Genomic DNA, 21,794 nt, shown 5'->3' on the forward strand with positions numbered 1-21,794 from the left:
GCCAAGCGCGATGCGAAGCGCGGGCTGGCGTCGCTGTGCATCGGCGGCGGGATGGGTGTCGCGCTCGCGGTCGAACGCGGTTGAGCAGGGTCTGACGATATTGCACGCGTGCGGCGCCGGCCTGCGCCGCACACGCGCGAAGCACAGTTCGCGCGGAACAAGCGACCAACAACAAGCGTGATGTTCCGGTGTGCGTCACGTCCGCCTTGCGGGCGGCAGCGCATCGCAGCGGCGGGGCGGTGGCATGTGCCATGTCGTCGCCCCGCATCATTGATTACTTTTCTTGTCGGTAACTCATAGGATGACTAAGCGAATTGCAGTTGTGACGGGTGGGATGGGCGGTCTTGGCGAAGCGATCAGCATCCGGTTGAACGATGCGGGCTACCAGGTCGTCGTCACGTATTCGCCGAACAATACCGGCGCCGATCGCTGGCTGACCGAGATGCATGCGGCCGGTCGCGAGTTCCACGCGTATCCGGTGGACGTGGCCGACCACGATTCGTGCCAGCAATGCATCGAGAAAATCGTCCGGGACGTCGGCCCGGTCGACATCCTGGTGAACAACGCGGGCATCACGCGCGACATGACGCTGCGCAAGCTCGACAAGGTCAACTGGGATGCGGTGATCCGCACCAACCTCGATTCCGTGTTCAACATGACGAAGCCGGTCTGCGACGGCATGGTCGAGCGCGGCTGGGGGCGCATCGTCAACATTGCGTCGGTCAACGGCTCGAAGGGCTCGGTCGGCCAGACCAACTACGCGGCCGCGAAGGCCGGCATGCACGGTTTCACGAAATCGCTCGCGCTCGAGATCGCGCGCAAGGGCGTGACGGTGAACACGGTGTCGCCGGGCTATCTGGCGACGAAGATGGTGACGGCGATTCCGCAGGACATCCTCGATACGAAGATCCTTCCGCAGATTCCGGCGGGACGGCTCGGTCAGCCCGAGGAAGTCGCGGCGCTGGTCGCGTATCTGTGCTCGGAGGAGGCCGGCTTCGTGACGGGCTCCAACATCGCGATCAACGGCGGCCAGCACATGCACTGACGCGCGGCGGCCCGGGCGGCGCTCGCACGCGCGTCCGGGCCGTGCTCCCGCTGTATCCAGCGCCGGGGCGGCGCGCAGGCGCGCGGTGACGGATCACGGACGCGGGTTCGCCGCGCAGGCGGCGGGCCATGTGCGCACGCGTTCCGGCTGCCGCGTCGCGGCACGCACGCCGCCCCGGCCTCGCATTCCGGAGGAGGCATGGGTGACACCTGGATGGGACTCGCGATCGGCGGCTCGGCACTGGCCATCGCGCTGACGATGGCGATCGCGCTTCACTGGCTCGAGCGGCGCCGCGCGCGGCTGCTGCGAAACTTCGATCATCGCGATTGCTGGCTGGTCGCGTACGGCAAGCGCCTCGCGCGCGGGCCGGTGCGCCGCACGCGCAGCAGCGCGCGATGACGGTGGCGGTGCGGCACCGGCGCGTTCACGCGTCGTGCCGCATCCCGCGCATCCGTGTGTGGAACGCGGGACGCTCGCACTCAATCGCTGCTTTTCTCCGAGCTGCCGCCCGAATCGTTCTTGTGGAAGATCCGCTTCGTCGTGCGCTTGGTGGCATCCCAGCCCTCGCGCGACGCATGCGCGATGCCGTGGCCGACCGTCTTGGCGGCGCTCGCGGTCGCATGGCCGAAGCTACGCGCGGCCTCGCCGGTCTTGTGCGCGGCTTCCTTCGAATCGCGCTTGATGTCCTGCTTCACTTCCGACATGTCCGCGTGCGCGATCGGGCTGATCAGCGCGAGAACGAACGCGGTGCAAATGATCTGACGTGCTTTCACGACCTGGTTTCCTTGGGGCTGGTTCATCGAGGGTCCGCGCGGCCGGCAGGCGGCGGAACGAGCAGGCCGGCCGCCGATGCATCGAGCATCACCGCGGCGCGGCCGCCGAGCAGCACGCGCTCGCCGCAGCGCAGCGTGAAGCCGTACAGCACGGAGTGGTCGTCGCCGCCGATGCGTTCGGCGTCGACGATCAGCGGCAGTTCGAACGTGTCGAGCCGATCGACGAACGCGTCGACGTTGCGCACGCTCGCGAGATAGCCGGCGCGCGGCCGCGCATGCTCCGTCTGCGCCTGTTGCGCACCGAGCAGCGCGCCGTGCACGGCCATCGCCTGCGCCGCGTATTCGATCCCGCAGACCGATGCGAGCCGGCCGCTCGAGCGCAGCGGGTTGTGCGGATCGCGGTGGCTCGTCGCGCTGCAGCGGATGTGTGCGGCATCCCATGCTTCGACTCGATCGAGCACGCACATTGCGCCGCCGTGCGGAATGTGCGCGGCGATCCATGCGCGATCGAGCGTTGCGGTTGTCAGCGCAGGCATCGGCGTCGAGACGGGCGTCGTCATTGCATGTGCTCCGCGGCGCCATCCGGCAGCGCGATATCGACCTGCACGCGCGTATCTTCCAGATAGTCGAGCACGACGCGCGTCGCATGCCGCGCGGCGAGCGCGTCGAGCAGCGGCAGCGCGCGTGCGGCCGGATTGCCGGTGCGCAGCGCGTCGAGTTCGGGGTTCGCGAGCGCCGTCGCCGGCGCGTCGGTGAGCTGCACGTCGATGCGCGCGAGCGTGCGTTCGCTCGCGTCGGGTGCGAGCACGAGCGCGACGCCGAATGCGTCGACGATCGGCCGCACCGCGCGCAGCGGCTCCGGATAGTCGGTGTCGTACGCGATCAGCAGGCTCGGCACGCGATCGACCGCGACCTGGCACAGGCTCTCGAGCAGGCCCGCGGCAAAGCTGCCGTCGTGTGCGCACAACACGTTCGACGTCGCCATCGCGCGGGTCGAGATGCTCCAGTAGCCGGCCGGCGCGTTGTGCACCGAGTTGTGAAAGCGCGTGGGCGACAGGTGGCGATCGTCGCCAGCGAGGGTCTCGCAGATCGCGTGGCAGTTCGGGCCGTCTCCGCCGGACGCGCTGAACACGGTCGCGAGCGTGGCCGCATCGCGCCCGCTCGCGGCTGCCGCTTCGAGGCCGACCGTGAGCGCGACGCGCACGACGGGGCCGGTGCGGCGGCGCTCCGCCGGCGGCAGGCTGGCGGGCGGCGGCAGTACGGTGCGCGCGCTCGCGTAGGCCACGCGGCCCGCGAGCACGTCGGCCGCGTGCGGCCAGTCGTTCAGTCCCGGCCCGACGAGGCCGACGCTTTCGATGAAGGCGGTGAGGGTCATGTCGGCTCCCGGCGGCCCGCATGCTCGGCGCGGCCGAGGATCAGGCTGCAGTTCGTGCCGCCGAAGCCGAACGAATTCGACAGGACCGCCCGCACGCGCGCATCGCGGCTCGCGAGCACGTAGTCGGCGGCCAGCGCCGGGTCGGGTTGCGTCGTGTTGACGCCGGCAGGCACGAACTGCTCGCGCAGCGCGAGCGCGGCGACGACCGCTTCGAGCGCGCCGGCCGCGCCGAGCGTGTGACCGGTTGCGCCCTTCGTCGAGCTGCACGGCGTGCGCGCGAGCAGCGCTCCCACCGCGCGGCTTTCGGCGGCATCGTTGCTGGGCGTCGCGGTGCCGTGCAGGTTCACATAGTCGATGTCGCTTGCATCGAGGCCGGCCGACGCGAGCGCCTGTTCGATCGCGATGCGCGCACCGAGCCCTTCCGGATGCGGCGACGACATGTGATGCGCATCGCTCGATTCGCCGATGCCGAGCAGCAGGATCGCGTCGTCGTCGAGCGCGGCGGTCGCCTCCGGCACGCGTTCGAGCAGCGCGAACGCGGCAGCCTCGCCGATCGAGATGCCGTCGCGCGCGACGTCGAACGGCCGGCACGGCTGGCGCGACAGCAGTTCGAGCGAATTGAAGCCGTACAGTGTCGTCAGGCACAGCGAATCGACGCCGCCGACGACGGCCGCATCGATCAGCCCCGCTTCAATCATCCGGCGCGCGGAGCCGAATACCTTCGCACCGGACGAGCACGCGGACGAGATCGCCATCGCCGGCCCGCGCAGCGCGAAATACGCGCGCACGAACGCGGCCGGCGAATACGGGTTGTGCGTGTGCGCGTAGCGGAACCCGGCGGGCAGTGCGCCGCTCGCCGGATCGCGCTGCTCATACGCGCGTTCGGTCTCGAGGATGCCGGACGTGCTCGTGCCGATGAACACGCCGACGCGCGCGGCGCCATGGCGCGACACGGCCGCCGCGACGCGCGCGTCGAAGCCGTCCTGGACGAGGCCGAGTTGCGCGAGGCGATTGTTGCGGCAGTCGAAGTCGGCGAGATCCGCGCGCACGGGCTGCGCATCGACGCCGTCCACGGCGCCGATCCAGGTGTCGAGATCGGCGCGTTCGAAGTCGCACGGCGTGAGCCCGCCGCGCGCGCGGCGCAGTGCGTCGACGGTCGCGTCGAGGCCGCGGCCGATGCAGCTGGTGGCGGTGAAGTGCGAGAGCAGGAGCGGTTTCACGAGGGTCGTATCCGGTGGCCGGAACGGGCGCCGCAGCGGGGCTGGCGGGCGCGCCGGGCATGGTCAGATTTTATCAAACGGCGGTGCCGGCGTGCCCGGCTGGCCAGGCGGTTCGGGCGGTTCGGGCGCGAGCGCGGCGCGCAGCGTGGTCCAGTGCAGCTGCGCATCGGCGGCCGCGCGCAGCAGTGCCGGCAGCACGTCGAGCACGACCGGTTCGCCGCGCGCGTCGCGCGCCGCGTGGCCGTCGTGCACGAGCAGGATGTCGCGCGGCGCCAGGCCGGTCAGCAGGCGGCGCGTGACGATGCCCGCATCGTGCGCGCGCGTGTCGAAGCCGCGGCGCGTCCAGCTGGCGAGTTGCAGGCCTAGCTCGCACAGCACCGGCTCGAGAAACGGATTGCGCAGGCCGGCCGGCGCGCGGAAGAAGCGCGGGCGCGTGCCGGCGATGTCGGTCAGCGTCTGCTGCGCGGCCGCGATCTCGCGCCGTAGCGCGGCGGGTCCTGACAGCGAGAACGTATGCCGGTGCCGCTGGCTGTGGTTCTCGACCGCGTGGCCGCGCGTGACGATCGCTTCGATCCAGTGCGGATGGCGGCGCGCGAGATCGCCGATGCAGAAGAACGTGGCGCGCGCATCGTAGCGATCGAGCAGGTCGAGCACGCGCGGCGTGACGTCGGGGTCCGGGCCGTCGTCGATCGTCAGCGCGATCCGGCGGCCGGCGCCAGCCGGCAGGCGCGTCCAGTTCGGCCCGAGCAGCGCGCTGCGCGGCCACAGGCCGGCGGCGGTCAGCGCGAGATGCGACGCGACCACGCCGCCGGCGGCCCACGGCCATGCGGCCGGTTGCGCGACGACTGCCGCGAGCGCACCCGCGTGCAGTGCGGCCGTGCCCGCGATCAGCGGCGTCGGTCTCCAGCGGCGTGCATCGCCGGGCTGCCGCGGTGGCACGGACGACGGCGCGTTCATGCGCGGCCTCCTGTCGGATCACGATGAGGGTGGCTTGCCGCCACGGCGCGCGGTGCCAGAATCGCGGCGAACGCGAGCGCGAGCATTGCGCCGGGGCCGACGGTCAGCCCGAAGGTTTCGAGCAGCGGCACCCGCGACAGCGCGAGCAGGCCGAAGCCGGCGACCGTTGCAAGGTTCGCGATCAGCAGCGACACGAGCGTGTACGGCGCGACCGGTTGCGCGTCGTCGCGCTTGCAGAAGAACAGCGCATAGTTCGAGCCGACCGCGACGATCAGCAGCATGCCGACGAGGTGCAGGATCGTCAGTTGCACACCGGCGAGCGCGAAGCCGGCCGTGACCACCAGCACGGCCGCGATCAGCGGCGCGAGCGCGCGCACGACACGGCGCGGTGAGCGCAGCGCGATCAGCAGCAGTGCGGCGATCGCCGCGAAACCCGCGAGCGACAGCCGGATGTCCTCGTGCACGTAGTTCACGTACAGGCGGTCGGCCTCGGCCTTCATGTCGACGAACAGCGCGTCGGGCACGCCGGCGCGCGCGACGGCCGCGCGAATCGGCGCGGCATCCAGCGTCGGCGCAGCCGCGGAAGCGGTGCGTGCGACGGCCGGCGCGCGCAGCGGCAGCATCGCGCTCCAGCGGCCCGCACGCCCGGTCAGCAGCGCGTCGACGGCGAGTGCCATCGACGTGCCGCGCAGGTCCGCACGTGTGAGCAGTGGCGCGTGACGTGCGGCCTCGACATCGGCGATGAACGGTGCGAACAGCTCGGGCCTGACCGAGATCGGCTGGTTCGCGACGGCCGCGCGCATGCGTGCGGCAAGCACATCCGCGTCCGGCAGGCTCGCCTGGCGCGCGCGCTGCGCGGCGTCGCTCGGCAGGTAGCGCGCGGGACTTTCGAAGCCCGCGAGCGCGCCGCGATCGACGAGCGGCTGCAATTGCGCGGCGACCCGTTCCGCGCGTTCGAGCGCGGCCTGCTCGGTCGGCGCGGAAATCACGACGAGGTAGCGCACGTCCGGCGCGCCGACATCGGCGCGCAGGCGTGCGTCGAGCGCCTGCGCGCGGGCGGGCACGGGGCTCAGCGCCGCAAGCTCGCGGCTCCACAGGCCGTCGCGATGCAGCACGAGCGTCGCGCACGCGGCGAGCACGAGCACGGCGAGCGGCCAGCGCAGCCGCGGCGCCGCAGCGGCCGCCCGCGCGAGCACGGCACCGATACGCGACACGTCGCGAATCGCGACGTGCCCGCCGCGCAGGTGCGGCAGCACGAAGCGCGTGACGAGCGCGGCGGCCGTCAGCCCGGCGATCGAATACAGGCCGAGCTGAACCAGCCCCGGAAAGCCGGAGAACAGCATCGACGCGAAGCCGCACACGGACGTCAGCACGCCGAGCCGGATCGTCGGCCAGTATGCGGCGACCCATGCACGTGTCGCGTCGGCGGGCCGCGTGGTGTCGCGCGAACCGGCCTGCGCCGATTGCACGAACAGGTAGATCGAATAGTCGACGGCTTCGCCGATCAGCGTCGTGCCGAAGCCGAGCGTCAGCCCGTGGACCGTGCCGAACGTGACGCTGACCGCCGCGATGCCGGCCGCGATGCCCGTCAGCACCGGCAGCAGCCCCAGCGCGAGCATGCGCGGCGAGCGGTACAGCGTCAGCAGCAGCGCGACGATCAGCACGACGCTCGCGGTCGACAGCCGCTCGACGTCGTGCCGGATCGTGTCGCGCGTGTCGACCGAGAACACGCCGGGGCCGGTCATCGCGAGCGTGTACGCGGCCGGGTTCGGCAGCGCCTGCGTCGCGGCGGAGAACGCGCGGCGCACCGCATCGATCGCACGTGCCTGCGCGTCGGTGTCGGCGCCGGCGGCGGCCGTCTGCACGACGAGCACCGCGCGCGTGCCGTCGCGCGACGCCCATACGCCGTCACGGATGGCGGGCTGCGCGCCGCTGTCGAACTGGTCGACGAGCGCGGTCACTTCGCCGGTCGGGTCGCGCGGCAGCATCGCCTTCGCGACGAGGCCCGCCGACGAGCTCAGCAGGTCGAGGCTGTCGCCGAGCGCCTGGTGCAGGCCGTCCGCGCTGAAGCGTTGCGGCGTGACGGCCGGGCTCAGCAGGTAGCGATGGTCGAACACGAACTGCTGGTCGCGTGCGTCGTTCGCGGCTTCGCCGTTGTTGATCGCCGAGAATTGCCGGTCGGCGCGCAGCGTGCCGGCGACGCGCCGCGACAGCGCGGCGCGCGTGGCCGCATCGCCGCCGTCGATCGCGACGAGGATCAGCCGCGACACGATGCCGTCGCGCAGTTGATCGACGAGCACGCGCTGGCCGGCGCTCGGCGCGCTCGGCAGGAACGCGGACAGATCGGCCGTGAAGTTCGCGCGGGCGATCGCGATCCCGCACGCGACGAGCGCGAGCAGCCACACGAGCACGGCGCGTTGCCGCAATGCGGGCAGGCGGGGCGTGACGGGGGCGGGCGGCCGGGTGCGTTGGTCCATCAGTTCGCCGGAACGGGTTGCAGGCGCATCGTCGAATGGTCGCCGTCGGCTTGCCGGATCGCGACGCTGCGCAACACGTCGCGCGAGCCTTCGAGCGTGATCGTGCTGACGACCTTCAGCATCCGCGAATCGAGCGGCGTGAGCGTCAGCGTCCAGTCGTCGCCGCGACCGGCGAGCGCGACCTTGTAGACCTGCTCGAGCGTGTAGCGGTTGCCGGCGAGCGTCGCGCGGATGCTGTCGATGAACGCGCCGAGCTCGGGATAGCGCGCGAGCGCGAGCGTGTACTTGCGGTTGTTGCGCTCGACCGTGAGCATGTCGCCGTCGACGACGAGATGCTCGGGCTTCGGGCTCAGCGTGTGCTTCTCGAGATGGTCGGGTGCGACGAACACCAGCTCGCCCGACGATTCGAGCGGCTGCGCGGCGATCGACAGCGTCTTCGTCTCGGTGAACGTCGCGCGCCCCGACTTGTGCTGCGCGAGCGTCGACATCAGCCGGTCGAGGGTCCATGCCGAACCGGTGTCGGCCGCGTGCGCGGGCAGGGCGAGCGCGACGGCGGCCGTGACGGCGAACGTGCGCGCGGCGCGGCGCAGCGCGAACGGGGACGGCAGCGGAAACGGCGACAGGAAGCGGCGAACGGCGGTCATGCGTCGGAATCCTTCGTGGCGGACAGGTCGGTGCAGGCGCACGCATCGTCGCGGCGCGCGGCGGCCTCGCCGGTCTGCCAGAAATCGAAATAGTTGAACCAGTTGTACGGGGCCGCGCGGCAATACCGGTCGAGCAGCGCGACGTAACGCGCGAGCGCCGCGTCGACGGCCGCCGCGCGCGTGTCGCGGCGCACGTCGGAGAAATCGGCGAGCGTCTCGAAGTGCACGTCGTAGCGGTTGCCGTCGCGATAGAGGCCCGTCATGAACAGCACCGGGCGCCGCAGCATCGCGGCCATGTACAGCGGCCCGAGCGGGAACGCGGCCGGCGCACCGAGCAGCGGCAGCCGCCGCAGCGATGCGGCCGCGTCGTCGAGCAGCGTGCGGTCGGCGAGCATCCCGACCATGCAGTTCGCATCGAGGCGCTCGCGCACCTTCAGCATCGAGTCGACCTGCCCGAGCGGAATCACTTCCGGCTTCGCGGCCGGATTCACGGCGGCGAGCGTCGCGTTGATCTTGCGCGCGTTCTCTTCGAACATCGTGACGACGACGCGCAGATCCGGACGCGTACGGCCGATCGCGCGCACGACTTCGAAGCTGCCGAGGTGCGCGCCCATCAGGAATGCGCCGCGGCCGCCGGTGAGCGCGTCGTCGACCCGCGTCTCGCCGTGCAGCCGGATGTCGAACAGGTCGAAGCGGCCGTTCATCAGGTAGATGCGGTCGTGGATCGTCGCCGCGAACGTGAACACGTGCCGGTACACGTCGCGCCAGCGCGCGGGACGGCCGAGCGCGCGGCGCAGGTAGTCGCGCGACGCCGCGCACGCGACCGGCGAGAACAGCACGAAGTAGATCGCGATGGCGTGCAGCACGACGCGCGACGGCCGCCGGCCGAAACGCAGCGAGATCCAGGTCATCGCGCGCAGCAACCCCGCGTTGCTGCGTTCCTGGCGCTCGGCCCACGCGGTGCGCTTCATGGCTGCGCGCCGCCCTGCGCGGCCGACGGCGCGGACAGCACGCCGGTCGCGACGTCGCGCGTGCCGGCGCGCAGCGTGAAGCGGATCGCGCCGCTGGCCGCCGCGTCGAACGCGAGGTCGAGCGGTTCGCCGGGCGCGACGGGACTCAGGAACTTGGCGGAAGCCAGCCGCCACGTATCGAGCGGGCGGTTCAGCGATGCGCCGAGCGCGGCGATCGCGTGATCGAGCAGCACGACGCCCGGCACGATCGGATGACCGGGGAAATGGCCGGGCAGCGCCGGGTGATCGGCGGGAATCGTGAACGCGAGCGGCGCGTCCGTCGCGGCGCGCTCGGGAACGTCGGCCCCGGCGCCCCGCGTGTGCCGTGCGACGAGCGCGGCGAGCACGTCGCGCGGCAGCTTGCCCGTTTCGTTGCGCGGCAATGCGTCGACGAACACAAGCGGACGCGGCATGAACGCCGGATCGATCCGTTCGCGCAGCGCGCGCTGCAGGTCGGCCGCGGCGAGCGTCGGCGCGACCACGAGCGCGACGAGGCGCGTGACCGGTTCGCGGGTCGCATCGGCATCGGCCGGCGCGGCTTCGTCCGGCATGAAGAACACGCCGTCGACGACATCGGCAATCGCGTTCAATTGATGATTCAGGTAGGCGAGCGACGTGCGCTTGCCGGCGATGTTGACGAGGTCCGCCTTGCGGCCGTGCAGCAGGAACCGGCCGTCGCCGAGCAGCTCGAGCGCGTCGCCCATCGGCACGGGGGTTTCGACGTGTCCGCCCGACACCCACACGGTCGGGCCGCCGTCGTCGCCTGCGGCGTCGTGGTCCGACGCGTCATGCGCCGCGCGCGCGTCGAGCCGGATGTCCGGGAACAGTTGCCATGCCGCGCCCTGCGACGTGCGGCGCGTCGCGATCTGGCCGGTCTCGGTGCTGCCGTAGATCTCGACGAGCGGCGCTTCGAGCGCGGCCTCGGCTTCGCACGCGAGTTTTTCCGACAGCGGCGCGGTGGCCGACAGCACGAGCGCGGCCGGCGGCAGCGCATGGCCGGCCGACAGCAGCGCGCGCAGGTGGATCGGCGACGTGACGAGTACGCGCGGCTGCGGGATCGCGGCGAGTTCGTCGCGAATGTCGATCGGGTAGAACGGCTGGCGGTTGCTGAATGCGAGGCCGCCGATCAGCGCGAGCAGCACCGTCGACTCGAAGCCGTACATGTGCTGCGCGGGCACGGTGCCGATCAGCGTGGCCGCGCGGCCGTCGAGCAGGCCGAGGCGGTCGGCCGCCGCGCGCACGCAACCGACCAGGAAGCCCCAGGTCTTGCGGTGCGGCACCGGTGCGCCCGTCGAGCCGGACGTGAACACGTACGCCATGATCCGCGACGCGTCGATCTGCGGCACCGCGCACGGCGCGTCGTCGGGGAGGTCGCCGGGGGCGGCGTCCGGATACGCGAAGCGCGGCAGGTCGATCGTGCAGTCCGGCGCGTCGTGCAGGCAGAACGCGTCCGGCGCGAACGACGCGAGCTGGCGCACCATCTCCGGCGTGTGCGTCGACGGCAGCAGGCTGATCCTGCCGGCGACGAGCGCCGCGCACAGGCTGACCGCGAAGCGGTAGCGGTCGCGGCACACGTTGAACACATGGCCGCCGGCGGGCAGCGCGGCGGCCACCCGCGCGACGTCGGCGACGAACGTGCGAACGGTGACGGGCGTGCCGTCGCGCCAGGCGATCGTCTGGTCCGGCGAGGAATGGAATACCAGCGGGTGAGTCGGCATAAATCGGCTGAAGCGGAAGGTAGTCGCCGGCGCGGCCGCGATGCGGCGCCGCGCCGGCCATGAATTCATCGTGACGGCTGCGTCGACGCGCGGTACGCGCGCACCGCGTCGACCATCCGCGGCCACGCGTCGTGCGGCAGCGCGAAGCGCCGGCACGCATGCTCGGCGGCGAACATCACGGCGACGAGCGGCAGCGACAGGTAGTTCGCGAACGTCGACCACACGACGATCGGCGCGGTCGCGAACAGCAGCGTCGACACGGCGGCGATCGCGACGAAGAACAGCGTCCATGCGAGCGTGATGTGCCGCGTGTAGCGCGCGACGGCCGGCGTGACCGTGCCGTGGATCATCGTCGCGAAGCGCGTGCACAGCGGCACCTGGCCGGCCATCAACGTGCGGCCGAACAGCAGCGCCATCGCGAGGTTGAAGCTCGCGTGCTCCAGATACAGGCCCCATTCGAAATGACGCGCGAGCGGGATGCGCGCGGCCCACAGCGCGACGGCGGCCAGCAGCCACACCGGCACGAGCCATGCACGCCGCGGCGAGCGCAGCGCCGCGCCGAGCACCAGCAGCAGCGGCGGCACGAGCGCCATCGCGAGGCCGAAGCCATGCGCGCCGGGCGTCGCGGCCGCGTAATGCGCGCCGATCTGGTACGCCGCCACCGCGGCGACCGCGCCGGCGCCGCGTGCGATGTCGAGCGGCGTGCTCATCGCGGCGCTCCGGGGGCGCGGCGCGCGTGCGGGCGCGCGTGGCCGCCGGCCGCCGCGGCACGGCGGCGGACGGGCGGGCAAACCGGTGCGGGACGAACGGACGGGCGCGGCATGGTTGCTGGAAACATCGTGCGGATCGGGGCCGGACGCATGCGTCGGGCCGTCAAACATCATATGAATGGCGGCCCGGATGCTTGTCCGGGCCGGCTGTCGTGCACGCACATTTTAGGGCCCAGGCGCGGCGGTTCGAGACGGTCGCAGCCGGGTTTTGTAACCGAATGTATGGCAGCGCACTGACGCTTTCGCGGCGGCGATCCATTTCCATCCGAAGTGGCTCAAGCGTCTGCTGCGATCAGGTCCCGAAACCGGCCGTGGCGGGGGCTCTTCAGTCTGTAACCATTCCCGGTATACGCGCCGATACCCATCGTCTAGAATCCGCGTAACTTTTACAAATGATCCCCAATAACGCAGGCGGGGAAGCCGGCAGATGCCGGAGGGACGGAGATTCGCGCGCGCTGGTCGTGCATGACGGTTGCCGTTTCCGGGCGCCTCCCGCTGCCATGGGCCGCCTGCCCGCAAGCATGATGAACGCACTGGAACAAGAGCTCGCCACGCTGATCATCGGCGAACTGAATCTCGAAGACGTCCCGCTCGAAACGGTGACGGCCGGGACCCCGCTGTATGGCGAGGGCTTCGGGCTCGACTCCATCGACATCCTGGAAATCGCGCTGCTGATCTCGAAGAAGTACGGCTTCGAGCTGCGCTCGGACAATCCGGACAACCGGAAGATCTTCGCGACGCTCGGCGCGCTTGCCGCGTACGTCGCCGCGCATCGCACGAAGTGACGGCGGCGCACGGGCGCGGCGCGGCGCGCAGAGGATGACGGCACGCGGCGGCGGTCGCTGGACGAACCGCCGCCGCGTCGATCGAGGGGAAACGCGATGAACGGAGCAATTCGATGCGGGCGCTCGTGACGGGCGGCAGCGGCGCACTGGGGCAGGCCATCTGCACGACGCTCGCGCAGGCCGGCCACGAAGTCTGGGTGCACGCGAACCGGAATCTTGCGCAGGCGGAGGCGGTCGCGCAGCAGATCGTCGCGGCCGGCGGCACCGCGCATGCGATCGCATTCGACGTGACCGACGCGGATGCGACGCTCGCCGCGCTCGCGCCGTTCGTCGACGACGCGCCGGTGCAGATTCTCGTCAACAACGCGGGCATTCACGACGACGCGCCGATGGCCGGCATGTCGCGCCGGCAATGGCACGGCGTGATCGACGTGACGCTGAACGGTTTTTTCAACGTGACGCAGCCGCTCCTGCTGCCGATGATCCGCACGCGGCATGGCCGGATCGTCAACATCGCGTCGGTCGCCGGCGTGACCGGCAATCGCGGACAGGTCAACTACGCGGCCGCGAAGGCGGGGCTGATCGGCGCGACGAAGTCGCTGTCGCTGGAGCTCGCGTCGCGCGGCATTACCGTGAACGCGGTCGCGCCCGGCATCATCGAATCGCCGATGGCCGACCCTGCGTTTCCCGCCGAACGGATCAAGCAGCTCGTGCCGGCGCAACGCGCGGGCCGGCCCGACGAAGTCGCGGCGATGGTCGCATATCTGGTATCCGATGCGGCCGCCTACGTGACGGGACAGGTGCTGTCCGTCAACGGCGGCCTCGCATGACGACGCGCGCGGCCTCGGCTTGACGCGAAGCAACGGCGCGTAACGCGGCGCGTGGCCACGATGCCGCGGGCCCGCGCCGCATAGTGAGGAAATCGAAGTGTCAGTGCATCCAGTCGACGCCGAACGGCGAGCGTGTTCCCTTTCGTCCGCCACGAACGCGGTCGCGCGCGGACACATGGCAGCCGGGCCCGCCGCATCGCGAGCGGACCTCTCGCCCGCAGCGAACGGCGGCAACCGTGCGTTGCGCCTCGTCCAGATCGATCACGCGCGGCTGGCCGCGCTGCTGCACGATGCGCAGCAGCGGGGCGACGCATTCGACCACGTGTTTCCCGGTGCGCTGGGCGCGGTCTGCATCGGCGCGGCCGGGGCGCCGGCCGATGCGATGGCTCGCATGCTCGCCGCCGCCGCGCCCGGCCTGCCGCTCGCGCCGGTGCAGATGGCACTGCTCGATGCCGGCGGCCACGCACGCGCCGGTGCGGTCTGCGAAATCTGGCAGTGCGACGCGCCCGACCTGCGCAGCGCGCGATGCGGCGCGCTGCAGTACCGCTACAGCGAAGCTGCGGGGCTCGTGTTCGGCAGCATCGTCGTGCAGGAAGCGCAGGAGGTGCAGGCAACGGCCGATGCGGATCGCGACGGCGGCACGCCGCTCGAGCGCGCGACACACGATGCGTACCGCGCGTTGTTCGACGTGCTCGATACGCTCGGCATTCCATACCCGCTGCGGGTCTGGAACACCGTGCCGGCCATCAACGCGCAGCAGTTCGGGATCGAGCGCTATCGTCAGTTCAATATCGGCAGGCAGCGTGCGTTCGATGCGTGCCGCCGCGCGCTGACGGGCGGCGTGCCGGCCGCCTGCGCGCTCGGTTCGGTCGTGCCGGTCGCGGGCGACATGCCGCCGGCCGCGCCGCTCGCGATCCATTTCATCGCGAGCCGCACGCCGGCCGATCCGGTCGAGAATCCGCGCCAGGTCAGCGCGTATCACTACCCGGCGGATTACGGCCCGCGTGCGCCGACGTTCGCGCGCGCGGCCGCATGGCCCGGCGACGATGCCGCGCCGCTGCTGTTCGTGTCGGGCACCGCCAGCATCGTCGGGCATCGCACCGTGCATCGCGGCGACGTCGTCGCGCAAACGCGCGAGACGATCGCGAACCTGGCTGCCGTGCTCGAGCAGGCCGCGCGGCAGGGGCACGGCCCGTTCGCGCTCGCCGACCTGAGCTACCGCGTCTACGTGCGCGACGCCGGGGATGCCGCGGCGCTCGCCGCGATCGAGCGCGAACTGCGCGATGCGGCCGGCCCTGGCGTGCGGCCGCTGTTCGTCCACGCGGACGTGTGCCGCGACGATCTGCTGGTCGAGATCGAGGCGAGCGCCGGCCATCCGCTGGAGCACCTGTCGTGAAGCGCGCGGGCCTGTCGCTGCGCGAACCGTCGCCCGCCGTCGACGACGCCTGTCGGCAGTCGCCTGCAGGTCATAAACTTTTGTCAGGATCCTTGTCTTCGCAATCGGTCGTTCCCATGTCCCAGCTGCACGCCTCGTCCACCCACCTCGTACTGATTCCGAGCTATAACCCGGGCGTCAAGGTCGACACGACCGTGCGCAACGCCCGCGCGCAGTGGAATCCGGTGTGGGTCGTCGTCGACGGCAGCACCGACGGCAGCGCGGAGCGGCTGCAGGCGATGGCCGAGCGCGACCCCGGGCTGCGCGTGATCGTGCTGCCGGAGAACCGCGGCAAGGGCGCCGCGGTGCTGGCCGGGCTCGACGCGGCGGCCGCGAGCGGCTTCACGCACGTGCTGACGATGGACTCCGACGGCCAGCATCCGGCCGACCTGATTCCCGAATTCATGGCCGCGTCGCAGGCAGCGCCGGACGCGATGGTGCTGGGCCTGCCGAAGTTCGACGCGAGCGCGCCGCAGCTGCGCGTGCAGGGCCGGCGGCTGTCGAACGGATGGGCCGACCTCGAGACGCTGTGGGCCGGGATCGGCGATTCGCTGTACGGCTTTCGCGTGTACCCGGTCGCGCCGCTTGCCGCGATCATGCATCGCCAGCCGTGGATGCGCGGCTTCGACTTCGATCCGGAAGCCGCCGTGCGGCTGTGCTGGGCCGGAGTGCGGCCGATCCGCATCGAAGCGCCGGTGCGCTACTTCGGCGCGCACGAAGGCGGCGTGTCGCATTTCCACTATGGCCGCGACAACGCGCTGCTCGCGTGGATGCACCTGCGGCTGTTCGCCGGTTTCGTGGTGCGGTTGCCGATGCTGGTCGCGCGGCGGCTCACGTGCCGGTCGCGTTCCGCGTTCAGCCGGACGTCCGGCCGCGGCGATTGATGGCCCGATTGTCATCAATTGTCTGAGCAATCGCGCCATTCGTTTCGCACCGGTCGGTAATCAACCTGTCATTCGATGTAAACATCTGGTAATTTTCTGCCGGATTATGCAAAATCGCCGCTCCCAATTACAACTACCGAGGGATCCGGGATGCATATCAAGAAAGCGGCGGCCGCGTGTGGCATGGTTTTCCTGTTGAGCGCATGCGGTGGCGTGCAGAGTCTCGACGCGAACAGCCTGACGTCGGCGGGGACCAACCTGTTCAAGGCGGCGACGCTGTCGGACAGCGACATCGCGGCATTGTCGAACGACTCGTGCAAGTCGAGCGACGCCGAATCGAAGATCGCCGCGCCGAACAGCGCGTACGCGAAGCGCCTGACGAAGGTGATGAAGGGCTTCGGCGACATGACGCTGAACGGCCAGAAGATCAACTACAAGGTCTACATGACCAAGGACGTCAACGCGTGGGCGATGGGCAACGGCTGCGTGCGCGTGTACAGCGGCCTGATGGACATGATGAACGACGACGAACTCCGCGGCGTGATCGGTCATGAAATGGGCCACGTCGCGCTGGGTCACTCGAAGAAGGCGATGCAGACCGCCTACGCGGTCAGCGCGGCGCGCAGCGCGGCCGGCGCGGCATCGCCGGGCGTCGCGGCCCTGACGAGCTCGCAGCTCGGCGACATCACCGAGAAGTTCATCAACGCGCAGTTCTCGCAGACGCAGGAAAGCGCGGCCGACGACTACTCGTTCGACCTGATGAAGCAGAGGAACATGAACCAGAAGGGCCTCGTCACCGCGTTCCAGAAGCTTGCGCAGCTCGATGGCGGCAAGAGCTCGATGATGAGCTCGCACCCGTCGTCGGCGAGCCGCGCGCAGCACATCCAGGATCGCATCGCGAAGGGCAGCTGATCGCCGCCTGATGCGCCGGCCCCGTCCGGCGCCCGGGATGAACACAACCCCACGCTCTTTCGGGCGTGGGGTTGTGTTTTTCGGGGCCCGGAAAGCGGCCGCGCCGCTTGCTTACGGCACCATCCCCGGCAGCACGTAGGCCTGCACGAGCGTGATCAGGCCGACGATCACCGCGAACAGCAGGCTGTGGCGCACCGTGAAGCGGAACAGCTCCGATTCCTTGCCGACGAGCCCGGTCGCCGCGCATGCCACGGCGATCGACTGCGGCGAGATCATCTTCGCGGTCACGCCGCCCGTCGTGTTCGCGGCGACCGCGAGTGTCTCGGGCACGCCGAGCTGGTGCGCGGTCGCTTGCTGCAGCGAGCAGAACAGCGCGTTCGACGACGTATCCGAGCCGGTCAGGAACACGCCGAGCCAGCCGAGGAACGGCGAGAAGAACGGGAACGCGGCGCCGGTCGCGGCCAGCATCAGCGCGAGCGTCGACGACATCCCCGAGTAGTTCGCGACGAACGCGAACGCGAGCACGAGGCCGATCGACAGGATCGGGCGCGTGAGGTCCTTCAGCGTCTCGCCGAAGGTGACGAGCGCGTCGCGCGGCTTCATCCGCAACAGCACCATCGAGATCAGCGCGGTCACGAGGATCGCGCTGCCCACCGCCGACACGAGGTCGATCTTCAGCACCGCTTCGAGCGCCTTCGGGGTCGCGGCGATCGGCGCGGTCTTCACGACGAGCTGGTCGAGCCCCGCCACGTGGAACTTCAGGACGGTCGACGCGAGCGCGCCGTGCGCGGCGAACAGCGCCTTGAACGGCGCGATGCTCCACACGGTGACGACGGCCGTCAGCATCAGGAACGGCGACCACGCGCGCACGGTCTGCGCGAGCGTGTACGGCGACGCCTGACGGCTCGCGCCCGAACCGGTGTCGCCCGCGCCGAACCCCGCGAGCGCCGCGCCGCCACCGGACGCGACGAGGCCGCCGGCCGTCTGCTTCGCGCTGTTCGGCTGCCAGACCTTCAGGAACGCGGCCAGCGACACGAGGCTGACGAGCGACGACGTGATGTCCGGCAGCTCGGGCCCGATATGGTTCGACGTGAAGTACTGCGTGATCGCGAAGCTGCCGCCGGCGACCAGCGCGGCCGGCCAGGTCTGCCGCACGCCGCGCAGCCCGTCCATCATGAACACGAGCCAGAACGGCACCGCGAGCGACAGCAGCGGCAACTGGCGGCCGGCCATCGCGCCGATGTGGAGCGGGTCGATGCCCGTCACCTGCCCGGCGACGATGATCGGAATGCCCATCGCGCCGAACGCGACCGGCGCGGTGTTTGCAATCAGACACAGTCCGGCCGCGTGCAGCGGCTTGAAGCCGAGGCCGACGAGCAGCGCGGCCGTGATCGCGACGGGCGCGCCGAAGCCGGCGGCGCCTTCGAGGAACGCGCCGAACGAGAAGCCGATCAGCAGCATCTGCAGCCGCTGGTCGTCGGTGATCGACAGCACCGACGCGCGGATGATGTCGAACTGGCCGGTCTTCACGACGATCTTGTACAGGAACACGGCCGCGACGATGATCCACGCGATCGGCCACAGGCCGTACGCGAAGCCGAAGCCGGCCGCCGCGAGCGCCTGCGGCACGGGCATCCCGTACGCGAAGATCGCGACGCCGAGCGACAGCAGCAGCGTGATCGCGGCGGCGACGTGCCCCTTCATCCGCAATGCGGCGAGCGCGACGAAAAAGAAGATGATCGGAATTGCGGCGACGAGCGCCGACAGCCAGAGGCTGCCGAGCGGGGTGTAGATCTGATGCCAAACCTGCATGGTTGTCTCCTCCATGGATTTATCGGGGTACGGGTTTGAAAGCGGATGGTCTATTCGGGCTGGCCGCGCGCGCGCAGCAGGTCGGACAGGCTGCGCGGCGCCGGCTCGAGCGGCGTGCGATGCTGCGTCCAGCCCATCTGCTTCGCCGGCGTCAGCGCGCGCAGCCGCGTCGCGGTCCAGCGGAATGCGCGATACGCGCGCGGATGCGCGAACGCGCCCGACCAGAAGCGCCATACGAGGTCTTCCGCGCGGTTGTAGTTCGCGCCCTGGCCGCGCAGCGGATGCGCGACGGGCTCGTCGGGCTTGCGGTTCGCCTCGGTGCGCAGCCGCACCAGCAGTTGCGGGATCGGAATCCGGACCGGGCACACCTCGCCGCATGCGCCGCACAGCGTCGACGCGGTCGGCAGGTCGGCCGTCGCGTCGAGGCCGAGCAGGTGCGGCGAGATGATCTTGCCGATCGGGCCCGGGTAGGTGGTCCCGTATGCGTGGCCGCCGATGCGCGTATAGACGGGGCAGTGGTTCATGCACGCGCCGCAGCGGATGCATTGCAGCGTCGCGCGCAGCTGTTCGTCCGCGTAGGCCTGCGTGCGGCCGTTGTCGAGCAGCACGAGATGCAGCTCGCGCGGGCCGTCGCGTTCGCCGTCGCGGCGCGGGCCGGAGATCAGGTTGAAGTAGGTCGTGATCGCCTGGCCGGTGGCCGAACGCGTCAGGAGGCTCGATAGCGGCACGATGTGCTCGAGTTTCTCGACGACCTTCTCGATCCCCATGATCGCGACGTGCGTGTCGGGTACGGTGGTCGACAGCCGGCCGTTGCCCTCGTTCTCGACGAGCCACAGCGTGCCCGTGTCGGCCGCCGCGAAGTTCACGCCGGACAGGCCGATGTCGGCTTCCGCGAACGCGCGGCGCAGCGCGCGCCGGCCGGTCTGGATCAGCTCGTCGACGTCCTCCGTGTAGCGCGTGCCCGGGATGTGTTCCTCGAACAGCTCGGCGATGTCGCCGCGCGTCTTGTGGATCGCCGGCATCACGATGTGCGACGGCTTCTCGCCCGCGAGCTGCACGATGAATTCGCCCATGTCGGACTCGATGCAGTCGACGCCGTGATCCGCGAGGTAATGGTTCAGCTCGATTTCCTCGCTCGCCATCGACTTGCCCTTGATCACGCGGCGCGCCTTGTTCGCCTGCGCGATCCCGAGCACGATCGCGTTTGCGCCGGCGGCCGTCTCGGCCCAGTGCACGTGCACGCCGGCCGCGGTGAGCTTCGCCTCCAGCCGTTCGAGCAGCGCGGGCAGTTGCGCGAGCGCGTGCTGCCGCACGGCTTCGCCGAGATCGCGCAGCTGCTGCAGCTCGGAGTCGTCGGGGAACTGGGTCGCGCGCTTGCCCTGCAGGAAGTCCATCGCGCCGCGAAAGCTGCGGCGCAACGCGGGATCGTCGAGCGCGGCGCGCGCGCGGGCCTTGAAGTCGCCGGGGGCGACGAATTGCAGCGGTTGGTCGCTCATCGCGGCAGGTCCTGGCAAGCGGTTGCGGTCGGTTCGGCGGCCGGTTCGGTGACGATCACGACCCAGAGGTTGCGCGGCCCGTGCGCGCCGTATGCGAGGGTCTGCTGGATATCGGAGGTCTTCGACGGGCCCGACACCAGCACGACGTTGGTCGGCATGCCGGCGTGCCATCGCTCCGCGTGCACGGCAGCGTGAAGGTCCGCGTGCAGCGTGTTCGCATGCACGAGCGCGACGTGCAGCGGCGGCACCAGCGACACCGTGCGCGGCGTGCCGGCATCGGGCGCGAGCACGACGGTGCCGGTCGCCGCGATGCCCGAGCGCGCGACGGTGAAGCCCGCGTCGATCGTGTCGAACAGCTCGGCCTTCCAGGCGTCGATCGGCCGGTCGAACGGCACCGCTGCGACCGCATCGGGCAGCGCCTGCGCGAGGGCCGCCGATTCGGGGCGGGCCGGGTCGAGCAGCAGGCGGCGCACGCCGGCATCGGCCAGACGCGCGGCAAGCTGCGCGGGCCATGCGTCGGCGGTGGTGCACCAGACGTCGGCATGAGATGCGGCGAGCGCGGCCTGCATGGTCTGCGCGAGCACGTGGGGATCGGGGGCGAGCGCCGCGCGCCGTGCCGCGTAATGCGTGTCGATGCGCGCATCGAGCGCGGGCGTGGCGCTCACGGCGGCGCCGGGGGCGGCGGCGCGCAGGCGCGCGAGGATGGCGTCGCGCGCGCTCATTGCGCGTCTCCGCGCAGCGACGCGGCACCGGCCGTGCGGCGCCACAGGAAGCTCGCGAGATGCTCGACGGGGAGGGCGGCGCCAGCCTTGTCGGCTGCGTGGCCGATGTTCAGCAGGCAGCCGCAGTCCGCCGACACGAGCCGGTCGCAGCCCGTGGCGCAGGCCGATGCGACCTTGTCGCGCACCATCGCGCCGGAGATGTCGGGATGCTTCAGCGAGAAGGTGCCGCCGAAGCCGCAGCATTCCGATTCGCGTTCATGTTCGATGCGCGTGACGCCCGGCAGCGCGTCGACGAGCGCGACGCCGTGCACGCGCGTGCCCATCTCGCGGCGGGCCGCGCATGACGTGTGCAGCACCACGCGTTCGTCCGGACCCGCGTTGGCGGTGACGGCGTCGAGCCGCACGTCGAGCACATGGACGAGGAATTCGGCGAGTTCGTAGGTGCGCTCCGCGATCGCGCGGGCCTTGGGGCCGTGGACGGGATCGTCGGCGAACAGTGCGGGCCAATGGTGCCGGATCATGCCAGCGCACGAGCCGGACGGCACGACCACGGGCCACGGCTCGGCGAACAGGTCGAGCTGCGCGGCCGCGACGCGGCGCGCCTCGTCGGGATTGCCGCTGCTGTAGGCCGGCTGCCCGCAGCAGCTCTGGCCGCGCGGATAGTGGACGGTCAGGCCTTCGCGTTCCAGCAGGCGGACCGCGTCGAGCCCGGCTTCGGGGACGAACAGGTCGACCAGGCAGGTCGCGAACAGATAGAGGTGCGCGGGGGCGGCGGCGGGGTAGTGCCTTTCGTTCATGTCTCGCTCCAGGGGGGCCGGCCCGGCATGCGAATGCGGGACGACGATTTCGCTGCATAATTCCCGCGACGGCGCCGCAGCTCAAATTGGTTGGGCCAATCGGCGCGACGGGTATTCCGGATGGAGAGACGG

The 21,794-nt window shown here is 70.8% G+C and carries 21 protein-coding genes; 7 read left to right on the forward strand and 14 right to left on the reverse strand.

Annotated features, from left to right (window positions below; translation table 11 throughout):
- Positions 1-301 precede the first annotated feature (301 nt).
- Both phbB and DIE06_RS06335 read left to right on the forward strand, forming a co-directional pair.
- Entirely contained in the window at positions 302-1,045 is a 744-nt protein-coding gene (phbB, locus tag DIE06_RS06330) for an acetoacetyl-CoA reductase (protein ID WP_124612566.1), read from the forward strand.
- Positions 1,046-1,243: 198 nt separating this feature from the next.
- Positions 1,244-1,444: a hypothetical protein gene (locus DIE06_RS06335; protein WP_124660661.1), complete on the forward strand. Its 201-nt coding sequence runs from the start codon at positions 1,244-1,246 to the stop codon at positions 1,442-1,444.
- An 80-nt stretch (positions 1,445-1,524) separates the two neighbouring features.
- Here DIE06_RS06335 and DIE06_RS06340 read toward each other — a convergent pair whose 3' ends face one another.
- The 10 genes from DIE06_RS06340 to DIE06_RS06385 all read right to left on the reverse strand — a co-directional run bounded on the left by DIE06_RS06340 (position 1,525) and on the right by DIE06_RS06385 (position 11,929).
- A complete protein-coding gene (locus DIE06_RS06340; RefSeq protein WP_124660662.1) occupies positions 1,525-1,845 on the reverse strand; it encodes a hypothetical protein in 321 nt (106 codons plus the stop codon).
- The gene (locus tag DIE06_RS06345) at positions 1,842-2,378 is read right to left on the reverse strand and encodes a hotdog family protein (protein ID WP_124660663.1); all 537 of its coding nucleotides are present in this window, start codon (positions 2,376-2,378) and stop codon (positions 1,842-1,844) included. The genes DIE06_RS06340 and DIE06_RS06345 overlap by 4 nt, the downstream gene beginning before the upstream one ends.
- Positions 2,375-3,193 (reverse strand): beta-ketoacyl synthase chain length factor, encoded by an 819-nt coding sequence (locus DIE06_RS06350; protein WP_124660664.1) that lies wholly within the window; start codon positions 3,191-3,193, stop codon positions 2,375-2,377. Before DIE06_RS06350 ends, DIE06_RS06345 begins: the two co-directional genes overlap by 4 nt.
- Complete coding sequence (locus DIE06_RS06355; RefSeq protein ID WP_124660665.1) at positions 3,190-4,413, reverse strand: beta-ketoacyl-[acyl-carrier-protein] synthase family protein; 1,224 nt, start codon at positions 4,411-4,413, stop codon at positions 3,190-3,192. Before DIE06_RS06355 ends, DIE06_RS06350 begins: the two co-directional genes overlap by 4 nt.
- A 63-nt stretch (positions 4,414-4,476) precedes the next feature.
- Positions 4,477-5,370 (reverse strand): polysaccharide deacetylase family protein, encoded by an 894-nt coding sequence (locus DIE06_RS06360; RefSeq protein ID WP_124660666.1) that lies wholly within the window; start codon positions 5,368-5,370, stop codon positions 4,477-4,479.
- Positions 5,367-7,847 (reverse strand): MMPL family transporter, encoded by a 2,481-nt coding sequence (locus DIE06_RS06365; protein WP_124660667.1) that lies wholly within the window; start codon positions 7,845-7,847, stop codon positions 5,367-5,369. The genes DIE06_RS06360 and DIE06_RS06365 overlap by 4 nt, the downstream gene beginning before the upstream one ends.
- Positions 7,847-8,491, reverse strand: coding sequence for an outer membrane lipoprotein carrier protein LolA (locus DIE06_RS06370; RefSeq protein WP_124660668.1), 645 nt, complete (start codon positions 8,489-8,491; stop codon positions 7,847-7,849). The genes DIE06_RS06365 and DIE06_RS06370 overlap by 1 nt, the downstream gene beginning before the upstream one ends.
- Positions 8,488-9,462 carry an acyl-CoA synthetase gene (locus tag DIE06_RS06375; RefSeq protein WP_124660669.1) on the reverse strand — a complete coding sequence of 325 codons (975 nt, stop codon included), beginning with the start codon at positions 9,460-9,462 and terminating at the stop codon, positions 8,488-8,490. The genes DIE06_RS06370 and DIE06_RS06375 overlap by 4 nt, the downstream gene beginning before the upstream one ends.
- Positions 9,459-11,219: an AMP-binding protein gene (locus DIE06_RS06380; protein ID WP_124660670.1), complete on the reverse strand. Its 1,761-nt coding sequence runs from the start codon at positions 11,217-11,219 to the stop codon at positions 9,459-9,461. The genes DIE06_RS06375 and DIE06_RS06380 overlap by 4 nt, the downstream gene beginning before the upstream one ends.
- A gap of 65 nt (positions 11,220-11,284) precedes the next feature.
- Positions 11,285-11,929 (reverse strand): hypothetical protein, encoded by a 645-nt coding sequence (locus DIE06_RS06385; protein ID WP_124660671.1) that lies wholly within the window; start codon positions 11,927-11,929, stop codon positions 11,285-11,287.
- Between the two features lie 560 nt (positions 11,930-12,489).
- On the opposite strand from DIE06_RS06385, the gene DIE06_RS06390 reads away from it, so the two are divergent.
- The 5 genes from DIE06_RS06390 (at position 12,490) to DIE06_RS06410 (ending at position 16,835) form a co-directional block, all read left to right on the forward strand.
- A complete protein-coding gene (locus DIE06_RS06390) occupies positions 12,490-12,774 on the forward strand; it encodes a phosphopantetheine-binding protein (RefSeq protein WP_124660672.1) in 285 nt (94 codons plus the stop codon).
- A 113-nt stretch (positions 12,775-12,887) separates the two neighbouring features.
- Positions 12,888-13,604, forward strand: a complete 717-nt coding sequence (fabG, locus tag DIE06_RS06395; RefSeq protein WP_124660673.1) for a 3-oxoacyl-ACP reductase FabG — start codon at positions 12,888-12,890, stop codon at positions 13,602-13,604.
- A gap of 97 nt (positions 13,605-13,701) precedes the next feature.
- Entirely contained in the window at positions 13,702-15,000 is a 1,299-nt protein-coding gene (locus tag DIE06_RS06400; protein ID WP_124660674.1) for an endoribonuclease L-PSP, read from the forward strand.
- Positions 15,001-15,116: 116 nt separating this feature from the next.
- Complete coding sequence (locus DIE06_RS06405) at positions 15,117-15,923, forward strand: glycosyltransferase family 2 protein (RefSeq protein ID WP_124660675.1); 807 nt, start codon at positions 15,117-15,119, stop codon at positions 15,921-15,923.
- Between the two features lie 150 nt (positions 15,924-16,073).
- Entirely contained in the window at positions 16,074-16,835 is a 762-nt protein-coding gene (locus tag DIE06_RS06410) for a M48 family metalloprotease (protein WP_124660676.1), read from the forward strand.
- 111 nt (positions 16,836-16,946) lie between these two features.
- On the opposite strand, the gene DIE06_RS06415 is transcribed toward DIE06_RS06410, so the two are convergent.
- Genes DIE06_RS06415 through DIE06_RS06430 form a run of 4 tightly spaced genes read right to left on the reverse strand, consistent with a single transcriptional unit; the run spans position 16,947 to position 21,662 of the window.
- Positions 16,947-18,647 (reverse strand): lactate permease LctP family transporter, encoded by a 1,701-nt coding sequence (locus tag DIE06_RS06415; RefSeq protein ID WP_124660677.1) that lies wholly within the window; start codon positions 18,645-18,647, stop codon positions 16,947-16,949.
- A gap of 50 nt (positions 18,648-18,697) precedes the next feature.
- The gene (locus DIE06_RS06420; RefSeq protein ID WP_124660678.1) at positions 18,698-20,143 is read right to left on the reverse strand and encodes a LutB/LldF family L-lactate oxidation iron-sulfur protein; all 1,446 of its coding nucleotides are present in this window, start codon (positions 20,141-20,143) and stop codon (positions 18,698-18,700) included.
- A complete protein-coding gene (locus DIE06_RS06425) occupies positions 20,140-20,865 on the reverse strand; it encodes an LUD domain-containing protein (protein ID WP_124660679.1) in 726 nt (241 codons plus the stop codon). Before DIE06_RS06425 ends, DIE06_RS06420 begins: the two co-directional genes overlap by 4 nt.
- Positions 20,862-21,662 carry a (Fe-S)-binding protein gene (locus DIE06_RS06430; RefSeq protein ID WP_124660680.1) on the reverse strand — a complete coding sequence of 267 codons (801 nt, stop codon included), beginning with the start codon at positions 21,660-21,662 and terminating at the stop codon, positions 20,862-20,864. The genes DIE06_RS06425 and DIE06_RS06430 overlap by 4 nt, the downstream gene beginning before the upstream one ends.
- Positions 21,663-21,794: the final 132 nt, after the last annotated feature.

The sequence above is a fragment of the Burkholderia sp. Bp8998 genome (assembly GCF_003854235.1).
Taxonomy (GTDB): Bacteria; Pseudomonadota; Gammaproteobacteria; order Burkholderiales; family Burkholderiaceae; genus Burkholderia.